Origin of the sequence: Epilithonimonas tenax DSM 16811, assembly GCF_000428485.1 — a bacterium.
Taxonomy (GTDB): domain Bacteria; phylum Bacteroidota; class Bacteroidia; order Flavobacteriales; family Weeksellaceae; genus Epilithonimonas; species Epilithonimonas tenax.
Map to the genome: position 1 here is coordinate 57,396 of NZ_AUAA01000012.1, position 19,270 is coordinate 76,665.

29 protein-coding genes are annotated in these 19,270 nt (G+C 38.0%); all 29 read left to right on the forward strand.

Going from position 1 to position 19,270, the window contains the following annotated elements; genetic code table 11:
* Window positions 1-2: 2 nt before the first annotated feature.
* The 29 genes from rplW (at window position 3) to F564_RS0108085 (ending at window position 19,227) form a co-directional block, all read left to right on the forward strand.
* A complete protein-coding gene (gene rplW, locus F564_RS0107950) occupies window positions 3-293 on the forward strand; it encodes a 50S ribosomal protein L23 (RefSeq protein ID WP_028122167.1) in 291 nt (96 codons plus the stop codon).
* 20 nt (window positions 294-313) lie between these two features.
* Complete coding sequence (gene rplB, locus F564_RS0107955; protein ID WP_028122168.1) at window positions 314-1,135, forward strand: 50S ribosomal protein L2; 822 nt, start codon at window positions 314-316, stop codon at window positions 1,133-1,135.
* Window positions 1,136-1,137: 2 nt separating this feature from the next.
* A complete protein-coding gene (gene rpsS, locus F564_RS0107960) occupies window positions 1,138-1,416 on the forward strand; it encodes a 30S ribosomal protein S19 (protein WP_028122169.1) in 279 nt (92 codons plus the stop codon).
* A gap of 2 nt (window positions 1,417-1,418) precedes the next feature.
* On the forward strand, window positions 1,419-1,814 hold the full coding sequence (rplV, locus tag F564_RS0107965; RefSeq protein ID WP_028122170.1) for a 50S ribosomal protein L22: 396 nt from the start codon (window positions 1,419-1,421) through the stop codon (window positions 1,812-1,814).
* Between the two features lie 8 nt (window positions 1,815-1,822).
* Window positions 1,823-2,575, forward strand: coding sequence for a 30S ribosomal protein S3 (rpsC, locus tag F564_RS0107970; RefSeq protein WP_028122171.1), 753 nt, complete (start codon window positions 1,823-1,825; stop codon window positions 2,573-2,575).
* A 76-nt stretch (window positions 2,576-2,651) separates the two neighbouring features.
* On the forward strand, window positions 2,652-3,077 hold the full coding sequence (gene rplP / locus F564_RS0107975; protein ID WP_028122172.1) for a 50S ribosomal protein L16: 426 nt from the start codon (window positions 2,652-2,654) through the stop codon (window positions 3,075-3,077).
* An 11-nt stretch (window positions 3,078-3,088) separates the two neighbouring features.
* A complete protein-coding gene (gene rpmC, locus F564_RS0107980) occupies window positions 3,089-3,274 on the forward strand; it encodes a 50S ribosomal protein L29 (protein WP_028122173.1) in 186 nt (61 codons plus the stop codon).
* A 12-nt stretch (window positions 3,275-3,286) separates the two neighbouring features.
* Window positions 3,287-3,541, forward strand: a complete 255-nt coding sequence (gene rpsQ / locus F564_RS0107985) for a 30S ribosomal protein S17 (protein WP_015806738.1) — start codon at window positions 3,287-3,289, stop codon at window positions 3,539-3,541.
* A complete protein-coding gene (gene rplN / locus F564_RS0107990) occupies window positions 3,541-3,909 on the forward strand; it encodes a 50S ribosomal protein L14 (RefSeq protein WP_028122174.1) in 369 nt (122 codons plus the stop codon). Before rpsQ ends, rplN begins: the two co-directional genes overlap by 1 nt.
* Before the next feature lie 19 nt (window positions 3,910-3,928).
* A complete protein-coding gene (rplX, locus tag F564_RS0107995; RefSeq protein ID WP_028122175.1) occupies window positions 3,929-4,249 on the forward strand; it encodes a 50S ribosomal protein L24 in 321 nt (106 codons plus the stop codon).
* A gap of 12 nt (window positions 4,250-4,261) precedes the next feature.
* Window positions 4,262-4,813, forward strand: a complete 552-nt coding sequence (gene rplE, locus F564_RS0108000; protein ID WP_028122176.1) for a 50S ribosomal protein L5 — start codon at window positions 4,262-4,264, stop codon at window positions 4,811-4,813.
* A gap of 1 nt (window position 4,814) precedes the next feature.
* Window positions 4,815-5,084: a 30S ribosomal protein S14 gene (gene rpsN, locus F564_RS0108005; protein WP_028122177.1), complete on the forward strand. Its 270-nt coding sequence runs from the start codon at window positions 4,815-4,817 to the stop codon at window positions 5,082-5,084.
* Between the two features lie 347 nt (window positions 5,085-5,431).
* Window positions 5,432-5,830: a 30S ribosomal protein S8 gene (gene rpsH, locus F564_RS0108010; RefSeq protein ID WP_028122178.1), complete on the forward strand. Its 399-nt coding sequence runs from the start codon at window positions 5,432-5,434 to the stop codon at window positions 5,828-5,830.
* An 18-nt stretch (window positions 5,831-5,848) separates the two neighbouring features.
* Window positions 5,849-6,394 (forward strand): 50S ribosomal protein L6, encoded by a 546-nt coding sequence (rplF, locus tag F564_RS0108015; protein ID WP_028122179.1) that lies wholly within the window; start codon window positions 5,849-5,851, stop codon window positions 6,392-6,394.
* An 11-nt stretch (window positions 6,395-6,405) separates the two neighbouring features.
* A complete protein-coding gene (gene rplR, locus F564_RS0108020) occupies window positions 6,406-6,759 on the forward strand; it encodes a 50S ribosomal protein L18 (protein ID WP_028122180.1) in 354 nt (117 codons plus the stop codon).
* Between the two features lie 19 nt (window positions 6,760-6,778).
* A complete protein-coding gene (rpsE, locus tag F564_RS0108025) occupies window positions 6,779-7,297 on the forward strand; it encodes a 30S ribosomal protein S5 (RefSeq protein WP_028122181.1) in 519 nt (172 codons plus the stop codon).
* 11 nt (window positions 7,298-7,308) lie between these two features.
* Complete coding sequence (gene rpmD, locus F564_RS0108030; protein ID WP_028122182.1) at window positions 7,309-7,485, forward strand: 50S ribosomal protein L30; 177 nt, start codon at window positions 7,309-7,311, stop codon at window positions 7,483-7,485.
* Window positions 7,486-7,569: 84 nt separating this feature from the next.
* Window positions 7,570-8,022 (forward strand): 50S ribosomal protein L15, encoded by a 453-nt coding sequence (gene rplO, locus F564_RS0108035; protein WP_028122183.1) that lies wholly within the window; start codon window positions 7,570-7,572, stop codon window positions 8,020-8,022.
* Between the two features lie 10 nt (window positions 8,023-8,032).
* Entirely contained in the window at window positions 8,033-9,412 is a 1,380-nt protein-coding gene (gene secY / locus F564_RS0108040) for a preprotein translocase subunit SecY (protein ID WP_028122184.1), read from the forward strand.
* 8 nt (window positions 9,413-9,420) lie between these two features.
* Entirely contained in the window at window positions 9,421-9,636 is a 216-nt protein-coding gene (gene infA, locus F564_RS0108045; protein ID WP_027383300.1) for a translation initiation factor IF-1, read from the forward strand.
* Window positions 9,637-9,646: 10 nt separating this feature from the next.
* Window positions 9,647-9,763, forward strand: a complete 117-nt coding sequence (rpmJ, locus tag F564_RS20195) for a 50S ribosomal protein L36 (RefSeq protein WP_007839480.1) — start codon at window positions 9,647-9,649, stop codon at window positions 9,761-9,763.
* A gap of 15 nt (window positions 9,764-9,778) precedes the next feature.
* Window positions 9,779-10,156 carry a 30S ribosomal protein S13 gene (gene rpsM, locus F564_RS0108050; RefSeq protein WP_028122185.1) on the forward strand — a complete coding sequence of 126 codons (378 nt, stop codon included), beginning with the start codon at window positions 9,779-9,781 and terminating at the stop codon, window positions 10,154-10,156.
* A 12-nt stretch (window positions 10,157-10,168) separates the two neighbouring features.
* Window positions 10,169-10,558, forward strand: coding sequence for a 30S ribosomal protein S11 (rpsK, locus tag F564_RS0108055; RefSeq protein WP_027383298.1), 390 nt, complete (start codon window positions 10,169-10,171; stop codon window positions 10,556-10,558).
* A gap of 24 nt (window positions 10,559-10,582) precedes the next feature.
* Window positions 10,583-11,188 (forward strand): 30S ribosomal protein S4, encoded by a 606-nt coding sequence (rpsD, locus tag F564_RS0108060; RefSeq protein WP_028122186.1) that lies wholly within the window; start codon window positions 10,583-10,585, stop codon window positions 11,186-11,188.
* Window positions 11,189-11,219: 31 nt separating this feature from the next.
* Window positions 11,220-12,215 carry a DNA-directed RNA polymerase subunit alpha gene (locus F564_RS0108065; RefSeq protein WP_028122187.1) on the forward strand — a complete coding sequence of 332 codons (996 nt, stop codon included), beginning with the start codon at window positions 11,220-11,222 and terminating at the stop codon, window positions 12,213-12,215.
* 8 nt (window positions 12,216-12,223) lie between these two features.
* Window positions 12,224-12,742, forward strand: a complete 519-nt coding sequence (rplQ, locus tag F564_RS0108070; protein WP_028122188.1) for a 50S ribosomal protein L17 — start codon at window positions 12,224-12,226, stop codon at window positions 12,740-12,742.
* A 214-nt stretch (window positions 12,743-12,956) separates the two neighbouring features.
* A complete protein-coding gene (locus tag F564_RS18935; RefSeq protein ID WP_228373881.1) occupies window positions 12,957-14,861 on the forward strand; it encodes a glycoside hydrolase family 97 protein in 1,905 nt (634 codons plus the stop codon).
* Window positions 14,862-15,200: 339 nt separating this feature from the next.
* Window positions 15,201-16,577 carry a DUF4403 family protein gene (locus F564_RS0108080; protein WP_028122189.1) on the forward strand — a complete coding sequence of 459 codons (1,377 nt, stop codon included), beginning with the start codon at window positions 15,201-15,203 and terminating at the stop codon, window positions 16,575-16,577.
* Window positions 16,578-16,674: 97 nt separating this feature from the next.
* A complete protein-coding gene (locus tag F564_RS0108085; protein ID WP_028122190.1) occupies window positions 16,675-19,227 on the forward strand; it encodes a M4 family metallopeptidase in 2,553 nt (850 codons plus the stop codon).
* Window positions 19,228-19,270: the final 43 nt, after the last annotated feature.

Genomic DNA, 19,270 nt, shown 5'->3' on the forward strand with positions numbered 1-19,270 from the left:
TCATGTCACTTATTATTAAACCAATCATTTCAGAAAAAGCAAACTATCTTACAGAGTTGAGAGGTGCTTATTCTTTCTTAGTTGCTCCAAAAGCAAATAAGATCCAGATCAAAGGTGCAATAGAAGCACACTATGGTGTAAAAGTAGCAGACGTTAGAACGATGATTTATGCGCCTAAAGTTTCTACTAAAAACACTAAACAAGGACTTCAAGTTGGGAAAACCAATAAATTGAAAAAAGCTGTTGTAACATTAGCGGCTGGAGAAGTTATTGATATTTTCGCAACTAATTAATTAATTTATAAATAAGAGTAATGTCTGTTAGAAAATTAAAACCTATCACCCCGGGACAGAGATTCAGAGTTGTAAACAACTTTGAGGAAATTACTACCAACAAACCAGAGAAATCTCTAACTGTTGGTATTAGTAAGTCAGGTGGACGTAACCAAACTGGTAAAATGACCATGCGTTACACCGGCGGTGGACACAAAAAGAAATACAGAATTATCGACTTCAAAAGAAACAAACATGATGTTGAAGCAACGGTAAAAACTGTAGAATATGATCCAAATAGAACTGCTTTCATCGCTTTGGTGGAGTATGCAGACGGAGAGAAAAGATATATCATCGCTCCAAACGGAATCAAAGTAGATCAAAAAATCATCTCAGGAGAAAACGTAGAACCTAACGTAGGTAATGCGATGAAACTGAAAAGTATTCCTCTGGGAACTGTGATTTCTTGTATCGAACTGAAACCAGGACAAGGTGCTACTCTTGCTAGAAGTGCTGGATCATCCGCTCAATTAACTTCAAGAGACGGTAAATACGCCATCGTTAAATTGCCTTCAGGAGAATCAAGAATGATCCTTACTGAGTGTTATGCAATGGTTGGATCTGTTTCTAACTCAGACCATCAGTTGACTGTATCAGGTAAGGCTGGTAGAAGCAGATGGTTAGGAAGAAGACCTAGAACAAGACCAGTAGTAATGAACCCTGTAGATCACCCAATGGGAGGTGGTGAAGGACGTTCTTCTGGAGGTCACCCAAGATCTAGAAACGGTATGCCAGCTAAAGGTTACAAAACTAGAAAGAAAAACAAAGCGTCTAACCGTCATATCATATCTAAACGTAAATAATTATGGCAAGATCACTTAAAAAAGGACCATTTATTCATCATACTTTAGATAAAAAGGTTCAGGCAAATATAGAGTCTAATAAAAAGACTGTAATCAAAACTTGGTCTAGAGCGTCTATGATCTCTCCAGACTTCGTAGGTCAGACTATCGCAGTACACAACGGGAAATCCTTTATCCCAGTTTATGTTACAGAAAACATGGTAGGACACAAGCTAGGCGAATTTTCTCCGACAAGATCTTTCAGAGGTCACGGTGGTAACAAAAATAAAGGAGGTAGATAATCATGGGATCAAGAAAAAGAGAAAGTGCATTAGCACGTAAAATAGCAAACCAAGATGTGGCAAAAGCGTTACACAACGACTGCCCGTCTTCTCCAAGAAAAATGAGATTAGTTGCTGATATCATTAGAGGAGTAGAGGTAGAAAAAGCTTTGTCTATTCTAAAATATTCTAAGAAAGGTGCTTCTGAGAAATTGGAAAAAGTATTACTTTCTGCAATTGCAAACTGGCAGTTAAAAAACGAAGGCGCAGACATAGAGGAAGCTAACCTTATCGTAAAAGAAATATTTGTGGATAGCGCAAGACAATTGAAGAGACTAAGACCAGCACCACAAGGTAGAGGTTACAGAATCAGAAAGAGATCTAACCACATTACATTAATCTTAGGTACTAAAAATTAATTCAAGGTATGGGACAGAAGACAAATCCAATCGGTAACAGATTAGGTATCATCAGAGGATGGGATTCTAACTGGTTTGGTGGTAAAAACTACGGTGACAGAATCGCTGAAGATTACAAAATCAGAAGATACCTTGAAGCAAGATTAGCTAAAGGTGGTATTTCAAAAATATATATTGAGAGAACACTTAAATTAGTAACTGTAACTATCACAACTGCTAGACCGGGATTGATCATCGGAAAAGGAGGACAAGAAGTTGACAAACTAAAAGAAGAGTTGAAAAAATTGACTGGAAAAGATATCCAAATCAATATCTTCGAGATCAAAAGACCTGAGCTAGATGCAGTACTTGTTGCTGACAGCATAGCTAAGCAAATTGAAAACCGTATCTCTTACAGAAGAGCTGTGAAAATGGCAATCGCTTCTACAATGAGAATGGGTGCTGAAGGTATCAAAGTTCAAATATCTGGAAGACTAAACGGCGCTGAAATGGCACGTTCTGAAAACTTCAAAGACGGAAGAATTCCTTTGTCTACTTTTCGTGCAGATATCGATTATCACATCGGTGAAGCATTGACTCAGTATGGTAAACTAGGCGTAAAAGTTTGGATTATGAAAGGAGAAGTGTACGGTAAAAGAGACCTGACTCCACTTGTAGGACAACAGAAAAAAGCTCCATCTGGAGGACGTAATGACAGAAATGACAGAGGCGGAGACAGAGACAACAGAGGAGGCGACAGAAAACCAAGAAGAAATAATTAATAAAATTTTAGAGGCCAGTTTTTAAATGACCGTTACTTTTTTAAAATCTAAATTCTAAAATCTAAAATTTAAAATTATGTTACAACCAAAAAGAACCAAATTCCGTAGAGTTCACAAGATGAAGATGAAGGGGATTGCCCAAAGAGGGAATCAACTCGCTTACGGAACTTTCGGGATCAAAGCTACTGAAGGAGCTTGGATTACTGCAAGACAAATTGAAGCAGCTCGTATCGCTGCGACAAGATATATGAAAAGAGAGGGTCAGTTATGGATCAAAATATTCCCAGACAAGCCTATTACTAAAAAACCAGCCGAAGTAAGGATGGGTAAAGGTAAAGGTGCTGTAGAATATTGGGTAGCCGTAGTGAAACCTGGTAAAATTATGTTCGAAGTTGGAGGTGTACCTTACGAAGTAGCAAAAGAAGCGCTTAGACTTGCTGCTCAAAAGCTACCAATCGTTACCAAGTTCGTAGTTGCTAATGATTTTGTTAAACCTCTATAATCTCTATTAAAATGAAAAACGCTGACATCAAAAATTTAAGCAAAGAGGATTTACAAAACCAATTGGCTGAAGCTAAAGCTAACTACGCAAAAACGAAGATAGCTCATAAAATCAGTCCACTTGAAAATCCAATCTTAATCAGAGATTTGAGAAAATCAATCGCAAGACTTAACACAGAGTTAACTAACAAACAATAATTCCTTTTTACAATGGACAGAAATTTAAGAAAAGAAAGAATCGGAATAGTTTCCAGCAATAAAATGGAGAAGACTATTGTTGTTAGTGAAACTACGAGAGTAAAGCATCCAATGTACGGTAAATTCGTTTTGAAAACGAAAAAATACACTGCACACGATGAGAACAACGAGTGCACAGAGGGCGATACAGTTTTAATTACTGAAACTAGACCTTTGAGTAAAAGCAAAAGATGGAGATTAGTAAGAATCATAGAAAAAGCTAAATAATGTTACAAACCGAATCAAGATTAAAAGTTGCTGATAACACAGGTGCTAAAGAAGTACTAGTGATCAGAGTTCTAGGTGGTACTAGAAGAAGATATGCTTCTGTTGGTGATAAAATTGTAGTGACTATCAAAGATTCTACACCATCAGGAAACGCAAAAAAAGGTCAAGTATCTAAAGCGGTAGTAGTAAGAACTAAAAAAGCAGTTAGAAGAAAAGATGGTTCATACATCAAATTTGAAGACAATGCTTGTGTTTTGCTAAACGCTGGAGGAGAGATGAGAGGAACACGTGTTTTCGGACCGGTTGCCCGTGAGTTGAGAGACAAAGAATATATGAAGGTTATTTCATTAGCTCCTGAAGTACTTTAATTTTAAAATTTTAGAAAAAATGACAAAAGTTAAAATAAAAAGAGGAGACAACGTACTGGTAACTACTGGAAAAAATAAAGGTAGCAAAGGTGAAGTTCTTGAAGTAATCAGAAAAGAAGGTAAAGATCCAAGAGTAATCGTTGCAGGTATCAACATCGTGAAAAAACACGTAAAGCCGTCTGCTTCTAACCCTCAAGGTGGAATTGTTGAAAAAGAAGCTTCTTTACACATTTCAAATGTAGCACTTGTTGATAAAGACGGGAAAGCTACTAGGACTGGAACCAAAGTAGAAGGAGACAAAAAAGTAAGAGTAGCGAAAACTACTGGAGAAACTTTATAATTAAAATTTACGATGGAATATATAGTAAGACCAAAACAACAATATAAAGACACAATTGTTCCTGCAATGATGGAAGAATTTGGGTACAAATCTGTAATGCAGGTTCCTAAATTATTAAAAATCGTTGTCAGCCAAGGATTGGGTGCAGCTGTTCAAGATAAAAAAATCGTGGATTATGCTGTAGAAGAATTGACTGCAATCACTGGACAAAAAGCTGTAGGTACTTTATCTAAAAAGGATGAGGCTGCTTTCAAACTAAGAAAAGGAATGCCAATCGGAGCTAGAGTAACTCTTAGAGCTGATAAAATGTATGAATTCTTAGACAGATTGACATCTTCTGCACTACCAAGAATTAGAGATTTTTCTGGTATCAAAGCTGATGGTTTCGACGGAAGAGGTAATTACAACTTAGGAATCACTGAGCAAATTATCTTCCCAGAGATCGTAATTGACAAAGTGAAAAAAATCCAAGGGATGGACATCACTTTCGTTACAACTGCGAACACTGATAAAGAAGCTAAATCATTATTAACTCACTTCGGTTTACCGTTCAAAAAGAACTAAGATGGCTAAAGAATCAATGAAAGCGCGTGAGCGCAAAAGAGAAGCTACTGTAGCGAAATATGCTGAAAAAAGAAAAGCTTTGAAAGAAGCTGGAGATTATGATGCACTGCAGAAGTTACCTAAAAATGCTTCTCCTGTAAGATTACACAACAGATGTAAATTGACAGGAAGACCAAGAGGATATATGAGAACATTCGGACTTTCCAGAGTAACTTTCAGAGAAATGGCAAACAACGGACTTATCCCAGGCGTTAAAAAAGCTAGTTGGTAAGCAATTAAAATTTTTACAGCTGACTTCTATATTTTTATAAGTCAGCTGTATTTTAATAAATAGAGGATAAATTGAATTAACTTAAGGGTAAAGAAAAAATAAATACTATCATTTTTTTTTGTACTTTTGCACCCGCTCAGAAATTGATTAGTTCTCTGGGAGACTATTATTCTTTTTGACTTTGTTTATTAGAATAAAATAAAATTAAGAAAATCAAAGTGACAATTAAGTTGTTTAGATACTGAGGGTAAGAGATCAGGCGAAGAAGTATTCGGATCCATATAAGTCTTTAATCTTCAAGTCTTTTCAATACTGATTGTCATTAACCAATAATTTAAAACAAAGAAATGGTAACAGATCCAATTTCAGATTTCCTAACTAGAGTAAGGAACGCACAAAGCGCAGGCCACAAAGTGGTGGAAATTCCTGCATCAAAAATCAAAAAAGAGCTTACGAAAATTCTTTTTGACCAAGGTTACATCTTGAACTATAAGTTCGAGGAAAGCGCGGTTCAAGGAACGATCAAAATCGCTCTTAAGTACGACAAGCAAACTAGCAAGCCGGCTATCAAGTCTATCCAAAGAGCTTCTAGACCAGGACTAAGACAGTACAAAGGTTCTACAGAACTTCCAAGAGTACTTAATGGTCTAGGTGTCGCTATTATCTCTACTTCCAGAGGAGTAATGACAGATAAAAAAGCAAGACAAGAGAAAGTAGGAGGTGAAGTAATTTGCTACGTATATTAATTTTTTAAAACAAGGAAAATGTCAAGAATTGGTAAAGCAATTATAGAAGTTCCTGCTGGTGTTACAATCTCTCAAAAAGATAACGTTGTAACAGTTAAAGGTCCAAAGGGCGAATTGATCCAGGAACTTACAGGAGGGATCACCTTCACACAAGAAGACGGCGTACTGACGTTCAGCCGACCTTCTGACTCAAAAGAACACAAGGCACTTCACGGTTTGTACCGCGCGCTTGTTAACAATATGATTATTGGTACTACTACAGGATTTACTAAGAAATTAGAATTGGTAGGAGTTGGATACAGAGCATCTCACAACGGTCAAAGATTAGAATTGGCCCTAGGATTTTCTCACGGTATCGTTCTAGAACTTCCAAAAGAAGTGGTACTAGAAACATTGACTGAAAAAGGGAAAAACCCGATCGTTACATTATCTTCTTACGATAATCAACTTCTTGGAATGGTGGCTGCAAAGATCAGATCTTTCAGAAAGCCTGAGCCGTACAAAGGAAAAGGTGTTAGGTTCGTAGGTGAAATCATTAGAAGAAAAGCCGGTAAATCTGCATAAAATTTAAGAAAATGGCATTAACAAAAGTTGAGAAAAGAAACAGAATCAAAAGAAGAGTAAGAGGTAAGATCTCAGGATCTGCTGCATTGCCAAGATTATCTGTATTCAAAAGTAATAAAGAAATCTACGCACAATTGGTAGATGATAAAGAAGGTAAAACATTAGTATCTGCTTCCTCTAGAGATAAAGGAGTAGACGCTAAGGGTACAAAAACAGAAGTATCTACAGCAGTAGGTAAAGCAATTGCTGAAAAAGCAAAAGCGGCTGGTATCGAGAATATTGTATTTGACAGAAACGGATTCGTGTACCACGGTAGAGTGAAAGCTCTTGCTGACGGTGCTAGAGAAGCTGGTCTTAAATTCTAATTTTAAAAATTCAGAAAACATGGTAGATAGTAATATAGAAAGAGTTAAACCTGGAGGATTAGAATTAAAAGATCGTCTGGTTGATGTTAACAGAGTAACTAAAGTGACCAAAGGTGGTAGAGCTTTCGGATTTTCTGCAATCGTGGTTGTAGGAAACGAAGACGGAATCATCGGTTACGGACTAGGTAAATCTAAAGAAGTTGCTTCTGCAATCGCGAAAGCTGTAGAAGATGCTAAGAAAAACTTGGTGAAAGTTCCTGTAATCAACCATACAATCCCTCACCAGACTTCTGCAAGATACGGTGGTGCTGATATCTTCTTGAGACCTGCGTCTCACGGTACAGGACTTATCGCTGGTGGTGCCGTACGTGCAGTACTAGAATCTGCAGGTGTACACGATGTATTGTCAAAATCTAAGGGTTCTTCAAACCCACACAATGTTGTGAAAGCTACTTTCAATGCATTGTTGGACATCAGAAGACCAGAAGAGATTGCAAGAATGAGAGGAGTTTCTTTAGATAAAGTGTTTAACGGTTAATCAATATAATAATGGCAACAATCAAAGTAAAACAAGTTAGAAGCGCTATTAATAGATCTAAAACCCAAAAGAGAACGCTTGAAGCTTTAGGATTTAAAAAACTTCACCAAGTAATAGAGCACGAAGCAACTCCTTCCATCCTTGGAATGATCGCTGCTGTAAGTCACTTATTAGAAGTTCAAAAATAGAAATAGATACTGAGATCGGAGATTGGAGACTTGTTCTTTAATCTCATATCTCAAATCTTTTAATCTCAAATATTCAATACAACAATGAATTTAAATAATTTAAAACCATCAACTGGTTCTACATTCAGCACAAAAAGAATTGGTAGAGGTCAGGGAAGTGGATACGGAGGTACTTCAACAAAAGGTCATAAAGGTCAAAAAGCTAGAGCTGGTTATTCTCAGAAAATCGGGTTCGAAGGTGGACAGATGCCTTTGCAAAGAAGATTACCAAAATTCGGTTTCAAAAACGTTAATAGAAAAGAGTTTAGAGCAATCAATCTTGATACAATCCAAACTTTGATCGATACTAAAAACATCACTGGTGAAATCACGAGAGACGTATTGGTAGAAAACGGTCTTGCATCTAAAAACGAATTGGTGAAAATCTTAGGTAGAGGTGACTTGAAATCTGGTATTTCTATCACTGCTGATAAGTTTACTAAATCCGCTGAAGAGGCAATCAACAAAGCAGGAGGTAAAGCAATTACGACTCTTTAATTATTGACTAATGAAAGAATTTATACAAACACTTAAAAACATTTGGAGCCTGAAGGAGCTTAGAGATAAAATTGTCTTGACGCTTTTGTTGGTCCTTGTGTATAGATTCGCATCGTACGTTTCTCTTCCTGCAATCAACACGGCAGAAGTAGGAAACTTACTACAACATTACAAAAACCAAGGCGGGAACCAACAAGGTGCCGGCCTTTTGGGTTTATTGTCTTCTTTCACAGGAGGAGCATTTAGTCGTGCTTCCATTATGGCTTTAGGAATTATGCCATATATCTCCGCATCTATTATTGTACAGCTGATGGGTATGGCAATCCCTTATCTTCAGAAGTTACAAAAAGATGGAGAAAGTGGAAGAAACACTTTGAACCAGATCACACGATGGTTAACTATCGGGGTTTGTCTTGTACAGGCGCCTTCCTATTTGACATCAGTTACGCAATTTTTCTTGCCTTATTCACAATTCCAGTCAGCATATTATATAGATCCAGCATCTATAATGTTTTGGTTACCAAGTATCATTATCCTGGTTGCAGGTTCTGTATTTGCAATGTGGTTAGGAGAGAAAATTACGGATAAAGGGATTGGTAATGGTATTTCTATTTTAATTATGGTGGGTATCCTTGCGGATCTTCCAACAGCTTTTTATCAAGAAGTGATCACACAGAATGGTAAAGGTGGTTTTGGGAGCATCATGATTTTGGTGGAAATTATTTTCTGGTTATTGGTGGTTCTATTGGCAATTGTATTATCGGTTGCGGTTAGAAAAATTCCAATCCAGTATGTAAGTAGAGCTCAGGCAAGAGGAGGTGTAAGCAAAAATCTGATGGATGGCGCTAGACAATGGATCCCATTGAAGGTGAACGCCGCGGGTGTAATGCCGATCATCTTTGCGCAAGCATTGATGTTTGTTCCTGGATTACTTACAAAAGTAGACGAATCTAACACGTTTTTGGCAGGATTCAAAAATGTTTTTAGCTGGCAGTACAACGTATTGTTTGCATTACTTATTATAATTTTCTCATTTTTCTATACGGCAATTACCATTCCTGTAAATCAGATGGCTGATGATCTAAAGCGTAATGGTGGGTTGATCCCGAAAGTAAGACCCGGAAAAGAAACAGCAGATTACCTGGATGATATTTTGTCCAAGATAACCTTGCCAGGTGCAATTTTTTTATCTATCTTTGCAGTCCTTCCGGCAGTAGTGCACGGAGCGTTTGTTCAGACAGATAGATTTGCCCTATTTTTTGGGGGAACATCGTTGTTAATTATGGTTGGAGTTATCTTAGATACTGTTCAACAAATTAACACCTATCTGCTGAACCATCATTATGATGGGTTGATGCAATCTAAATTATCAAGATCATCAAACCTTTAATAAAATAAATGGCTAAACAGAAACATATAGAACAAGACGGCGTCATCACGGAAGCACTTTCGAATGCGCAGTTCCGTGTAGAGCTAGAAAATGGGCACGTATTGATTGCCCATATTTCTGGTAAAATGAGAATGCATTATATTAAACTCTTACCTGGAGACAAGGTAAGACTCGAACTCTCTCCTTATGACTTAACTAAAGGGAGAATAACTTTTAGATATTAAAAATAACAAAATGAAGGTTAGAGCATCTATCAAAAAAAGAAGTGCTGATTGCAAGATTGTACGCAGAAAAGGTGTACTTTTCGTAATCAACAAAAAGAACCCTAAATTTAAACAAAGACAAGGTTAAGAACCAAATTAAATTATGGCGAGAATTTCAGGTATTGATTTACCAAAGAACAAAAGAGGCGTTATCGGTCTTACTTACATCTATGGTGTAGGAAGAAGAACAGCTTCAGAAATTTTGAAAAGCGCTGGAATCAGCGAAGACAAGAAAGTCAACGAATGGAATGACGATGAATTGGCAGCAATCAGAGGGTATATCTTGGACAACATCAAAGTTGAAGGAGAATTGCGTTCTGAAGTGCAATTGAACATCAAGCGATTGATGGACATTGGATGCCAACGAGGAATACGTCACAGACTAGGACTACCTTTAAGAGGCCAGAGAACGAAAAACAACTCTAGAACCCGTAAAGGAAAGAGAAAAACAGTTGCTAACAAGAAAAAAGCAAGTAAATAATCGTTAGGAATTATGGCAAAACAAACTAAAGTAGTTAAAAAAAGAAAAGTAAAAGTTGAGGCTATTGGTGAAGCGCATATTCAGGCTTCTTTCAATAACATCATCATTTCTTTAACAAATAAAGCAGGAGAAGTTATCTCTTGGGCTTCTGCCGGTAAAATGGGTTTCAGAGGTTCTAAAAAGAATACTCCATTCGCAGCTCAAATGGCTGCAGAAAACTGTTCACAGGTCGCTTTCGAAGCGGGTCTTAGAAGAGTGAAGGTGTTTGTAAAAGGTCCAGGTGCTGGTAGAGAGTCTGCAATCAGAACTTTACACAATTCAGGGATTGAAGTAAGCGAAATCGTTGACGTGACGCCTATGCCACACAACGGATGTCGTCCACCTAAAAGAAGAAGAGTATAATCTTTTAACCTCAAATCTAAAACAATGGCAAGATATATTGGCCCTAAAACAAAAATTGCTAGAAAATTTGGTCAAGCAATTTTCGGAGATGATAAAAACTTCGAGAAAAGAAAAAATCAACCACCAGGACAACATGGTAACAAAAGAAGAGGCGCAAAGAAATCTGAGTATGCTGTACAGTTGATGGAAAAGCAAAAAGCTAAGTACACGTACGGTATTCTTGAAAAACAATTTGCTAATCTTTTTGACAAAGCTCATAGAAGCAAAGGTGTAACAGGAGAAGTCCTATTGCAACTTTGCGAATCAAGATTGGATAACGTCGTTTTCAGATTAGGTTTTGCTAAAACAAGATCTGCTGCTAGACAACTGGTTTCTCACAGACACATCACTGTGAACGGAGAGTTAGTAAATATCCCTTCTTATTTGCTTAAAGCTGGTGATGTAATTGCAATCAGAGAGAAATCAAAATCTCTTGGAGTAATTGCTGACGCTCTTGCTTACAAAGCAAATTATGAGTGGTTACAATTCAATGACGAGAAAAAAACTGGTACTTTCACAACTGCTCCTGAGAGAATTCAGATTCCTGAGGACATCAAAGAACAGTTAATCGTCGAATTATACTCTAAATAATAATTTTTTCAAATTTTTGCTCAACCAGACTATGGCAATTTTAACATTTATAAAACCCGATAAAGTAATCCTGTTAAACTCGACTGATTTTAAAGGACAATTTGAATTCAGACCTCTTGAACAAGGTTTCGGGCTTACAATCGGTAATGCATTGAGAAGAGTTTTATTATCTTCTCTGGAAGGATATGCTATTTCATCTATCAAAATAGAAGGCGTAGAGCACGAATTTTCAACTATACCAGGAGTGATCGAAGATGTTACTGAAATCATTCTTAATCTAAAACAACTTCGTCTTAAAGCAAAAACTGAAAATCCCGTAAGCGAGCAGATTACTGCAAAAATCACCGGGAAGGAAGTCGTAACTGCTGGAGATCTAGGTGATTCAATCGTAAATTTTGAAATCCTTAATCCAGATTTGGTTATCGCTACTTTGGCTAAAGACGTGACGTTTGAAATCACTTTCAACGTAGAAAAAGGAAGAGGATATGTTCCGTCTGATCAGAACAAATCAAACAATGCTCCTATTGGAACTATTGCTATTGACTCTATCTTTACACCTATCAAAAAAGTGCAATATAGTATAGAAAATTACCGTGTAGAGCAAAAAACAGATTACGAAAAATTAGTATTGGATATTGAAACTGACGGATCTATTACCCCTCAGAATGCTTTAACAGAAGCTTCTAAGATTTTGATCTATCACTTTATGTTGTTCTCAGATGAGAGAATTACACTAGAGACAGAAGCTGTAAAAGCTTCTATCCAGTACGATGAAGAGACCCTTCACACAAGACAACTTCTTAAGTCAAAATTAGCGGATATGGATCTTTCTGTAAGAGCCCTTAACTGTCTGAAAGCAGCTGAAGTAGAAACGCTTGGAGAACTGGTTTCTTTCAGTAAATCTGATTTGATGAAATTCAGAAATTTTGGTAAAAAATCTTTAACAGAACTTGAAGAATTGGTTCACTCAAAAGGACTTAATTTCGGGTTTGATGTTGCAAAATATAAGTTAGACGCTGATAAATAATCCTTACAATGAGACACGGAAAGAAAATAAATCACTTAGGGAGAACAGCCCCGCATAGAAAAGCAATGCTTGCTAATATGGCTTGTTCACTAATTGAACATAAAAGAATCAACACTACTGTTGCTAAAGCGAAAGCTTTAAGAGTTTACGTGGAACCACTCCTTACAAAAGCTAAAGAAGATACAACGCACAATAGAAGAACAGTTTTCTCTTACCTACAAAGTAAAGAAGCTGTTACTGAATTGTTCAGAACTGTAGCTCCTAAAATCGCTGAAAGAAATGGTGGTTACACAAGAATCATCAAAACTGGTTTCAGACTTGGTGATGCTGCCGATATGGCAATGATCGAGTTGGTAGATTTCAACGAGATCTACAATCCAAACGCAGAAGAGAAGAAAACAACTAGAAGAAGTAGACGTTCTACTGCAGCTCCTAAAAAGGAAACTGCTGCTGTTGAAGCTGTTGAAACTAAAGTTGAAGAATCACCTGCTGCTGAGACTTCTACTGAAGAAAAAACTGAAGAATAAGAATTCTAAGTTTTTAAATATAAAACCATCTCTTTTTAGAGATGGTTTTTTTATAGGTTAATTACAATAGTGTACTTTTGTAAGTATATATAAACCTTTAAAATGAGTACGAATGAAGTTAGTTAACAAATGTCGGGTCAGGTGCTTGTGTCTGCTTGCCCTTTTGTTTGGATTTTCCGCAACATTTTCCGCACAAACAATCAAAAATTGTAAAGTGGAATCTCCAGATGGGAAGATAGTTTTAGAAGTGGGAATGGATAATTCCAGAATCTATTACAAAGTTTCCAAAGAAGGAAAATCGATCTTAAATCCATCTTTTCTAGGATTCGAATTGAAAGATGGTTCGCTTAAGAACAATCTTTCTGTCAAGAATATTTCTCATTCTAAGTTTGATGAAACCTGGATACAACCTTGGGGCGAAGAGATCATGGTGCGAAACCATTACAATGAAATGAAAGTCTTGGTCAAAGACAATTCAAAGCTCGCAAGAGAATTTATCATTGATTTTAAAGTGTTTGATGACGGCTTTGGCTTCCGATATGAATTTCCGGAACAGAAAAATCTGAAGGAATTTGTCATAATGGATGAATTAACCGAGTTCAATTTCCCGGAAGATCACAAAACCTGGTCGATTCCTTACAATACAGAATTCTATGAAGGCTTGTTCAAGCCCCATCCAATTTCAAAGCTAGATACAGTTGCAACACCTTTGACGATGGAAACCAAATCTGGATTATTCCTGAGCGTTCATCAGGCAAATCTAACCGATTATGCGTCAATGAATCTTGCGAAAGTTGGAAATTCAACCAAGCTGCAAAGTCATCTCACACCTTGGGCAACGGGCGAGAAGGTATTCGCTAAAGCACCGTTTAACACACCTTGGCGAACAATGATCATTGCCAATTCTGCTGGAAATTTAATGCTCTCAAGATTGATGCTAAATCTCAATGAACCAAACAAACTTGGAGACGTTTCCTGGATCAAACCTGGAAGATACATTGGCATCTGGTGGGCAATCCACATGGACAATTACACTTGGAAAGCCGGACCAAAGCACGGCGCAAAAACTGAAAATGTTTTAAGATATATAGACTTTGCTGCAAAACATAACTTCTCAGGTGTTCTGGTGGAAGGCTGGAACAAAGGCTGGGAAGACTGGAAAGACTTTAAATTTGCAGAACCATATGCAGATTTTGATATCAAGAAAATCACAGATTATGCAAAATCCAAAAATGTTAAATTGATCGGTCACCACGAGACTGCCGGAAACACAGTCAACTACGAACACCAAATGAACGATGCTTTTGCTTATTACAAAAAATACGGTGTAGACGTGGTGAAAACTGGTTACGTTGGCGGAAAATTAGACGGCAAACAACCACACAGCAGCCAATACGGCGTTCGCCATTACAGAAAAGTCGTTGAGGAAGCGGCGAAGCACAAAATTATGATCGATAACCACGAACCCGTTATGCCAACAGGTTTGCAGAGAACACTTCCAAATCTGATGACGCAGGAAGGCGTGCGCGGTCAGGAATGGGACGCTTGGTCCAAAGACGGAGGTAATCCGCCGGAACATACGACCATCATTCCATTTACCAGAGGTTTGGCTGGTCCGATTGACTTCACGCCGGGAACTTTCAACTTCACAAATCCTGTATTGCCAAACACCAAAGTTCATACGACTTTGGCGAAACAGCTGGCATTGTCGGTTGTCATCTACAGTCCGCTTCAAATGGCGTCTGATATGATCGAGAATTATGAGAACAATCCCGCTTTTGAATTCATCACATCTTGCCCGACAGATTGGAGCAAAACGGTAGTTCCCGATGCGAAGATTGGAGAATTTGTGACGATTGCCAGAAGAGACAAGATGACTGATAATTGGTTTCTGGGAAGCATTACCAACAAAGATGCAAGAACTGTTAAATTAGATCTGAAGTTTTTAGATTCAAATATAAAATACAAAGCGAAGATCTTCCGTGACGGAAAAGGTGCGGATTACGAAACGAATCCTTATCCAGTAATCATCGAGGAGAAAGAAGTGGACAGCAAAACTGTTTTGTCAGTTGACTTGGCAAGAAGTGGTGGTGTTGCGATTATTTTGACGAAGCTTTAATACTAAATTTCAAAGTGGGAAAGCACAGAGTGGTGACCTATTATTAGAGCAGAATCGATCGCTATCAATCAAGCTCCAGGGGGGCGGCCTTTAAAATTGGCAGAATGTTTTGCTAAAAAGATAAGAACGTTTTCATTAATAGTTAAGGCGGTTTTTAGCAAATCGCACGTGTGTTTTTAGATGTCTTTGCCAATGTTCTATTCATCTGACTTATAAGATTTTTTTTTAATTTGAATCATTACAAAAACTTCGAAAAAGAGAGTAAGATTTCCCTGCTCTCTTTTCTTTTAGCATCAATAAAACCATTAATTTTGCGTTTTAAATCTCATTAGAACAGTTATGAAGTCAATTCGAAAGTTTATCTCAATATATGCTTTACTAATAAGTTTCATCGCATTTTCTCAGGCAGGAGATCCGGTTTACACGTTGCCAAAGATCAAATCTAATATCACTTTACCTGTTTCGCTTCCAATTTCGGAGATTAATAGCTTGATTAATCAAAATGTAAAAGGTGTTTTGTACGAAGACCAATCTTACACAGATAATAACAATGACCAGTTCAAAGTGAAAGTGGAAAAGCAAGGCAACATCGCCATCAAAGCCTTGACAGGAAATCGCTTGATGATCTCTGTTCCTCTGAAAATCTGGGCAGACAAAGGCTACGGAACTTTCGGATATTATGCTTACAAAGACACGAATTTCAATCTGATCATGAATTTCATCACCACGATTTCTGCAGCATCTGATTGGAAACTGAATACCAAAACCACAACCGCAGGATTTGCCTGGAAGCAGAAACCTGTTCTAGACTTTGGGAAAATTAAAATTCCAATCGCACCGTTGATCGAAAATGTATTGGAAGATCAACAGCGTAAATTCACGGTGATTATAGATCAGCAGATCAAATCGCAATTCAATCTTCAGCCTTATCTTGTGATGGCCTGGAACCAATTCTCAAAGCCCATCAATGTTTCTGAGGAATATAATACTTGGCTGAAAATTTCACCTCAAAGTACTTACATGTCTCCACTTCAGGTTTTTCAGGATAAAATTAAAATGACGATCGGGATCGATCTCTATTCCGAGACTTATGTCGGGCAAGTGCCTTTGGCGACAAGAGATGTCAGTACGATCCCGAATTTTGTAGTAAATCCGAATCTTCCTAATGCTTTTAATTTAAAAACAACCGCAAATATCAGTTTCAATGAAGCCACGAGAATTGCCAAGCAGCAATTCCTCAACAAAGAATTTGCAATGAGTAGCGATGATCAGAAAGTGAAGATCACGGATATCAAAGTCTATCAGGAAAAGGAAAACATGGTGATAGAAGCGCATACGACAGGCGAAGTGAACGGTACGGCTTTTATAAAAGGCACACCGTTTTACGATGCCGTGAATCACAAGATCAAACTGAAAGTCACTGATTTTAATCTGAAAACCAAGAATTTTTTCCAAAAAACATTGACGGTTCTATTCGAAGGGAAGATCCGAAGAATGATAGAAAATGATTACGGCATTCCACTTCTTGATATCGAAAATTCTTCAAAGAAAAGTATGGTGGAGCATTTTAACAAAGAATATGTGAAAGGTATCAGATTGCAGGGCACTGTATTGGATCTAAAACCGGGACAATTTTTGTTATCAGAAAAATATATCACCGTTGTCATAGATACCAAGGCTCAGCTGCAGATGAATATATTGGGTCTGAGTTTTTAAGCCATTTTCTATATTAGCATTGTTTTTTCATTTTTGTTAACATATTATCTGTTGAAGGGGGTATTTTTTTTATATTTGTCATCAATAAATTTTAAAAATGAAGAAAACTCTATCTCTGGTTCTTGCTTTGGGCTATCTCTGCGGATATGCTCAGGAATCAAAAGAACTGGCCAAGCTAAGAAAAGAAACCAAAGCCAATATTACGATCAGTAGTAGCACTTCCAATCCCAATTTTATCCGTTTCGGAGATACTGATGGTCCACAACTGAAGGCTGCCGGTGCAAAAGCGAAAGCTTCAGAATTTCTTTCGAGCCATTTCAAAGCATTTAATCTTCCATCTGTTCATGATCTGGTTTTTGTAGAGGAGAAAACAGATAATTATGGACTGAAGAACGTGATCTACAGACAGCAATACCAAGGTCTTCCGGTTTATGATGGGATTCTGAAATTTCATTTTAATGCAAATGAAGAGCTGAGCTCCATCAACGGAAACGCGATATCCAATATCAAAGTCAATTCTACGCCTGATATTTCTTTAGCTGAAGCACAAAATATTGCGAAGAGCCTGGTCGCAAAGCAGGATCTTAATAAGTCAAATGCGCCTTTGCAAACTGCAAAAAGCAGCCTGTTGATTTTTCCGAAAAACTTAGTTCAGGGAGGCGTGGTCACATCTTACCTGGCTTACGAAGTAGAAGTAACCAATAAAGTTGATGTGAGAGAATTCCTTTTCATTGATGCCCATACGGGAGAATTGGTGGAGCAGTTTACAGGAATTCATCCAATTGACAGAAAATTATACGAGACCAATACAAACGCTGCCAACCTAAAATGGAAAGAAGGCGATGTGTTTCCAGGAACGCTGAGCATCTGGCAGCAAAATGAAGTCACCACTTCCGAGCATGTTTACAACTTCTTCAAGAATGCATTTGGTTACGTTTCTTATGATGCGGCAGACCACTCCATGACTACTGTAAATAACGATCCTACAATCTCCTGCCCTAATGCACGATGGAACGGAAGCTATGCAGGATACTGCGATGGAACAGCGACTGATGATGTGATTGCTCACGAATGGGGACACGCTTACACAGAATACACCAGCGGTTTGATCTACCAATATCAATCCGGTGCACTTAATGAATCTTACTCCGATGTTTGGGGCGAAACTATTGATCTTATAAACAATTACCAGGATGAAGGTGAAAACCTGGGTGTCAGAACAAGCACGGCGTGTTCTCCAGGATCAGTACGTTGGAAAGTAGGAGAAGATGCAACAGCATTTGGCGGCGCCATTCGTGATATGTGGAATCCAAACTGTAATGGCGATCCGGGAAGGGTTCTGGATACGGCCAACTACTTCTGCGGAACTACGGATAGCGGTGGTGTACATTCCAACTCTGGCGTTCCCAATCACCTGTATGCACTATTGGTAGATGGCGGCACTTATAATGGTTATACGATGACTGGTCTCGGTTTTGTAAAAGCAGCACATCTTTGGTGGAAAGCCCAAACAACATATTTGACTGCAAGCAGTGATTTTGCAAATTTTGCAGACGCGTTGGAAGCAGCAGCAAACGACCTGATAGGAATCAATCTTCAAGGCTTATCGACTACGGGAACTGCAGCAGGATTATCTGGTCAGATGTTCACGACATCGGATCTTCAGAATATCAAAAATGGAATTTTAGCAATGCAGCTGAGATCTTCTCCTGCAACACAATGTAACTATACACCTCTTCTGAAAGCTGTTCCGGATCTTTGTGCAACTGCTACTTCCAATCCTTTGTTCAAAGAAAATTGGGAAAATGGCTTAGGAAGCTGGATGGTGACAAATCTTCCGACTAATGCCTCTTCTTGGGAAGAGAGAAACTGGGTCGTAAAAGGCAATCTGCCAAAAGGCAGGTCCGGGAAAGCAATTTTCGCAGCAGACCCAATCAACGGAAACTGTACCACAAGTTTACAAAACGGGATTCTGAGATTAGAAAGTCCACAAATTACAATTCCTGCTTTCACGGGTGGAAAATATGAAATGGCGTTCAATCATTATGTAGCAACCGAGTCCACTTGGGATGGCGGAAATATCAAATACAGTTTAAATGGCGGTGCTTGGACATTGGTTCCTTTAACTGCATTCTCTCAAAATGCGTACAACAGTGCTTTGGATGGAACAGCAAGCAATGATAATCCTTTGAAAGGTCAACGTGCTTTTACCGGCACAGACGGTGGCTCTCTTGGCGGAAGCTGGGGACAAAGTGTGATCGATCTATCAAAACTGAACCTTAGTTCTGGTTCCAATATCAAGTTCAGATTTGAGATGGGAACGGATGGCTGCAACGGTATCGAAGGTTGGTATCTGGATGAGATTTATGTTTACAACTGCAGTGTGCTTGCTGTAGAAGATGCTCAGAAACAAAACGGGATCCAGGTGTTCCCAAATCCTACTTCAGGATTTGTGACGATTCAGAATCATAAGAATACAAGTCTCACTGATGTTGAAGTTTACAATGCAGCAGGGCAACTGATTCAAAAGTTCAATGTTAATAATGTCAGCAAAGCGTCATTAGATATGAGCCAATTGGTCAACGGGACTTATATCCTAAAGATAAACTCAGAAACAGAAAGTAATTCTGTAAAAGTGATCAAGAAGTAATCTTCAGGATCTTAAAAACCATAAAAAATGCTTCCGAATTTTC

Excerpts from the sequence above, each read along its gene's own strand:
- rplR (WP_028122180.1), top strand. The coding sequence starts at position 6,406 with ATGGCATTAACAAAAGTTGAGAAAAGAAACAGAATCAAAAGAAGAGTA.
- rpsN (WP_028122177.1), top strand. The coding sequence starts at position 4,815 with ATGGCTAAAGAATCAATGAAAGCGCGTGAGCGCAAAAGAGAAGCTACT.
- rplF (WP_028122179.1), top strand. The coding sequence starts at position 5,849 with ATGTCAAGAATTGGTAAAGCAATTATAGAAGTTCCTGCTGGTGTTACA.
- rpsM (WP_028122185.1), top strand. The coding sequence starts at position 9,779 with ATGGCGAGAATTTCAGGTATTGATTTACCAAAGAACAAAAGAGGCGTT.
- rplX (WP_028122175.1), top strand. The coding sequence starts at position 3,929 with ATGACAAAAGTTAAAATAAAAAGAGGAGACAACGTACTGGTAACTACT.
- rpsS (WP_028122169.1), top strand. The coding sequence starts at position 1,138 with ATGGCAAGATCACTTAAAAAAGGACCATTTATTCATCATACTTTAGAT.
- secY (WP_028122184.1), top strand. The coding sequence starts at position 8,033 with ATGAAAGAATTTATACAAACACTTAAAAACATTTGGAGCCTGAAGGAG.
- rplV (WP_028122170.1), top strand. The coding sequence starts at position 1,419 with ATGGGATCAAGAAAAAGAGAAAGTGCATTAGCACGTAAAATAGCAAAC.
- rplP (WP_028122172.1), top strand. The coding sequence starts at position 2,652 with ATGTTACAACCAAAAAGAACCAAATTCCGTAGAGTTCACAAGATGAAG.
- F564_RS0108080 (WP_028122189.1), top strand. The coding sequence starts at position 15,201 with ATGAAGTCAATTCGAAAGTTTATCTCAATATATGCTTTACTAATAAGT.
- rpsK (WP_027383298.1), top strand. The coding sequence starts at position 10,169 with ATGGCAAAACAAACTAAAGTAGTTAAAAAAAGAAAAGTAAAAGTTGAG.
- rplB (WP_028122168.1), top strand. The coding sequence starts at position 314 with ATGTCTGTTAGAAAATTAAAACCTATCACCCCGGGACAGAGATTCAGA.
- rpsH (WP_028122178.1), top strand. The coding sequence starts at position 5,432 with ATGGTAACAGATCCAATTTCAGATTTCCTAACTAGAGTAAGGAACGCA.
- rpmD (WP_028122182.1), top strand. The coding sequence starts at position 7,309 with ATGGCAACAATCAAAGTAAAACAAGTTAGAAGCGCTATTAATAGATCT.
- rpsC (WP_028122171.1), top strand. The coding sequence starts at position 1,823 with ATGGGACAGAAGACAAATCCAATCGGTAACAGATTAGGTATCATCAGA.
- rplW (WP_028122167.1), top strand. The coding sequence starts at position 3 with ATGTCACTTATTATTAAACCAATCATTTCAGAAAAAGCAAACTATCTT.
- rpmC (WP_028122173.1), top strand. The coding sequence starts at position 3,089 with ATGAAAAACGCTGACATCAAAAATTTAAGCAAAGAGGATTTACAAAAC.
- rplO (WP_028122183.1), top strand. The coding sequence starts at position 7,570 with ATGAATTTAAATAATTTAAAACCATCAACTGGTTCTACATTCAGCACA.
- rpsQ (WP_015806738.1), top strand. The coding sequence starts at position 3,287 with ATGGACAGAAATTTAAGAAAAGAAAGAATCGGAATAGTTTCCAGCAAT.
- F564_RS0108065 (WP_028122187.1), top strand. The coding sequence starts at position 11,220 with ATGGCAATTTTAACATTTATAAAACCCGATAAAGTAATCCTGTTAAAC.
- rplQ (WP_028122188.1), top strand. The coding sequence starts at position 12,224 with ATGAGACACGGAAAGAAAATAAATCACTTAGGGAGAACAGCCCCGCAT.
- infA (WP_027383300.1), top strand. The coding sequence starts at position 9,421 with ATGGCTAAACAGAAACATATAGAACAAGACGGCGTCATCACGGAAGCA.
- rpsE (WP_028122181.1), top strand. The coding sequence starts at position 6,779 with ATGGTAGATAGTAATATAGAAAGAGTTAAACCTGGAGGATTAGAATTA.
- F564_RS0108085 (WP_028122190.1), top strand. The coding sequence starts at position 16,675 with ATGAAGAAAACTCTATCTCTGGTTCTTGCTTTGGGCTATCTCTGCGGA.
- rpmJ (WP_007839480.1), top strand. The coding sequence starts at position 9,647 with ATGAAGGTTAGAGCATCTATCAAAAAAAGAAGTGCTGATTGCAAGATT.
- rpsD (WP_028122186.1), top strand. The coding sequence starts at position 10,583 with ATGGCAAGATATATTGGCCCTAAAACAAAAATTGCTAGAAAATTTGGT.
- rplE (WP_028122176.1), top strand. The coding sequence starts at position 4,262 with ATGGAATATATAGTAAGACCAAAACAACAATATAAAGACACAATTGTT.
- rplN (WP_028122174.1), top strand. The coding sequence starts at position 3,541 with ATGTTACAAACCGAATCAAGATTAAAAGTTGCTGATAACACAGGTGCT.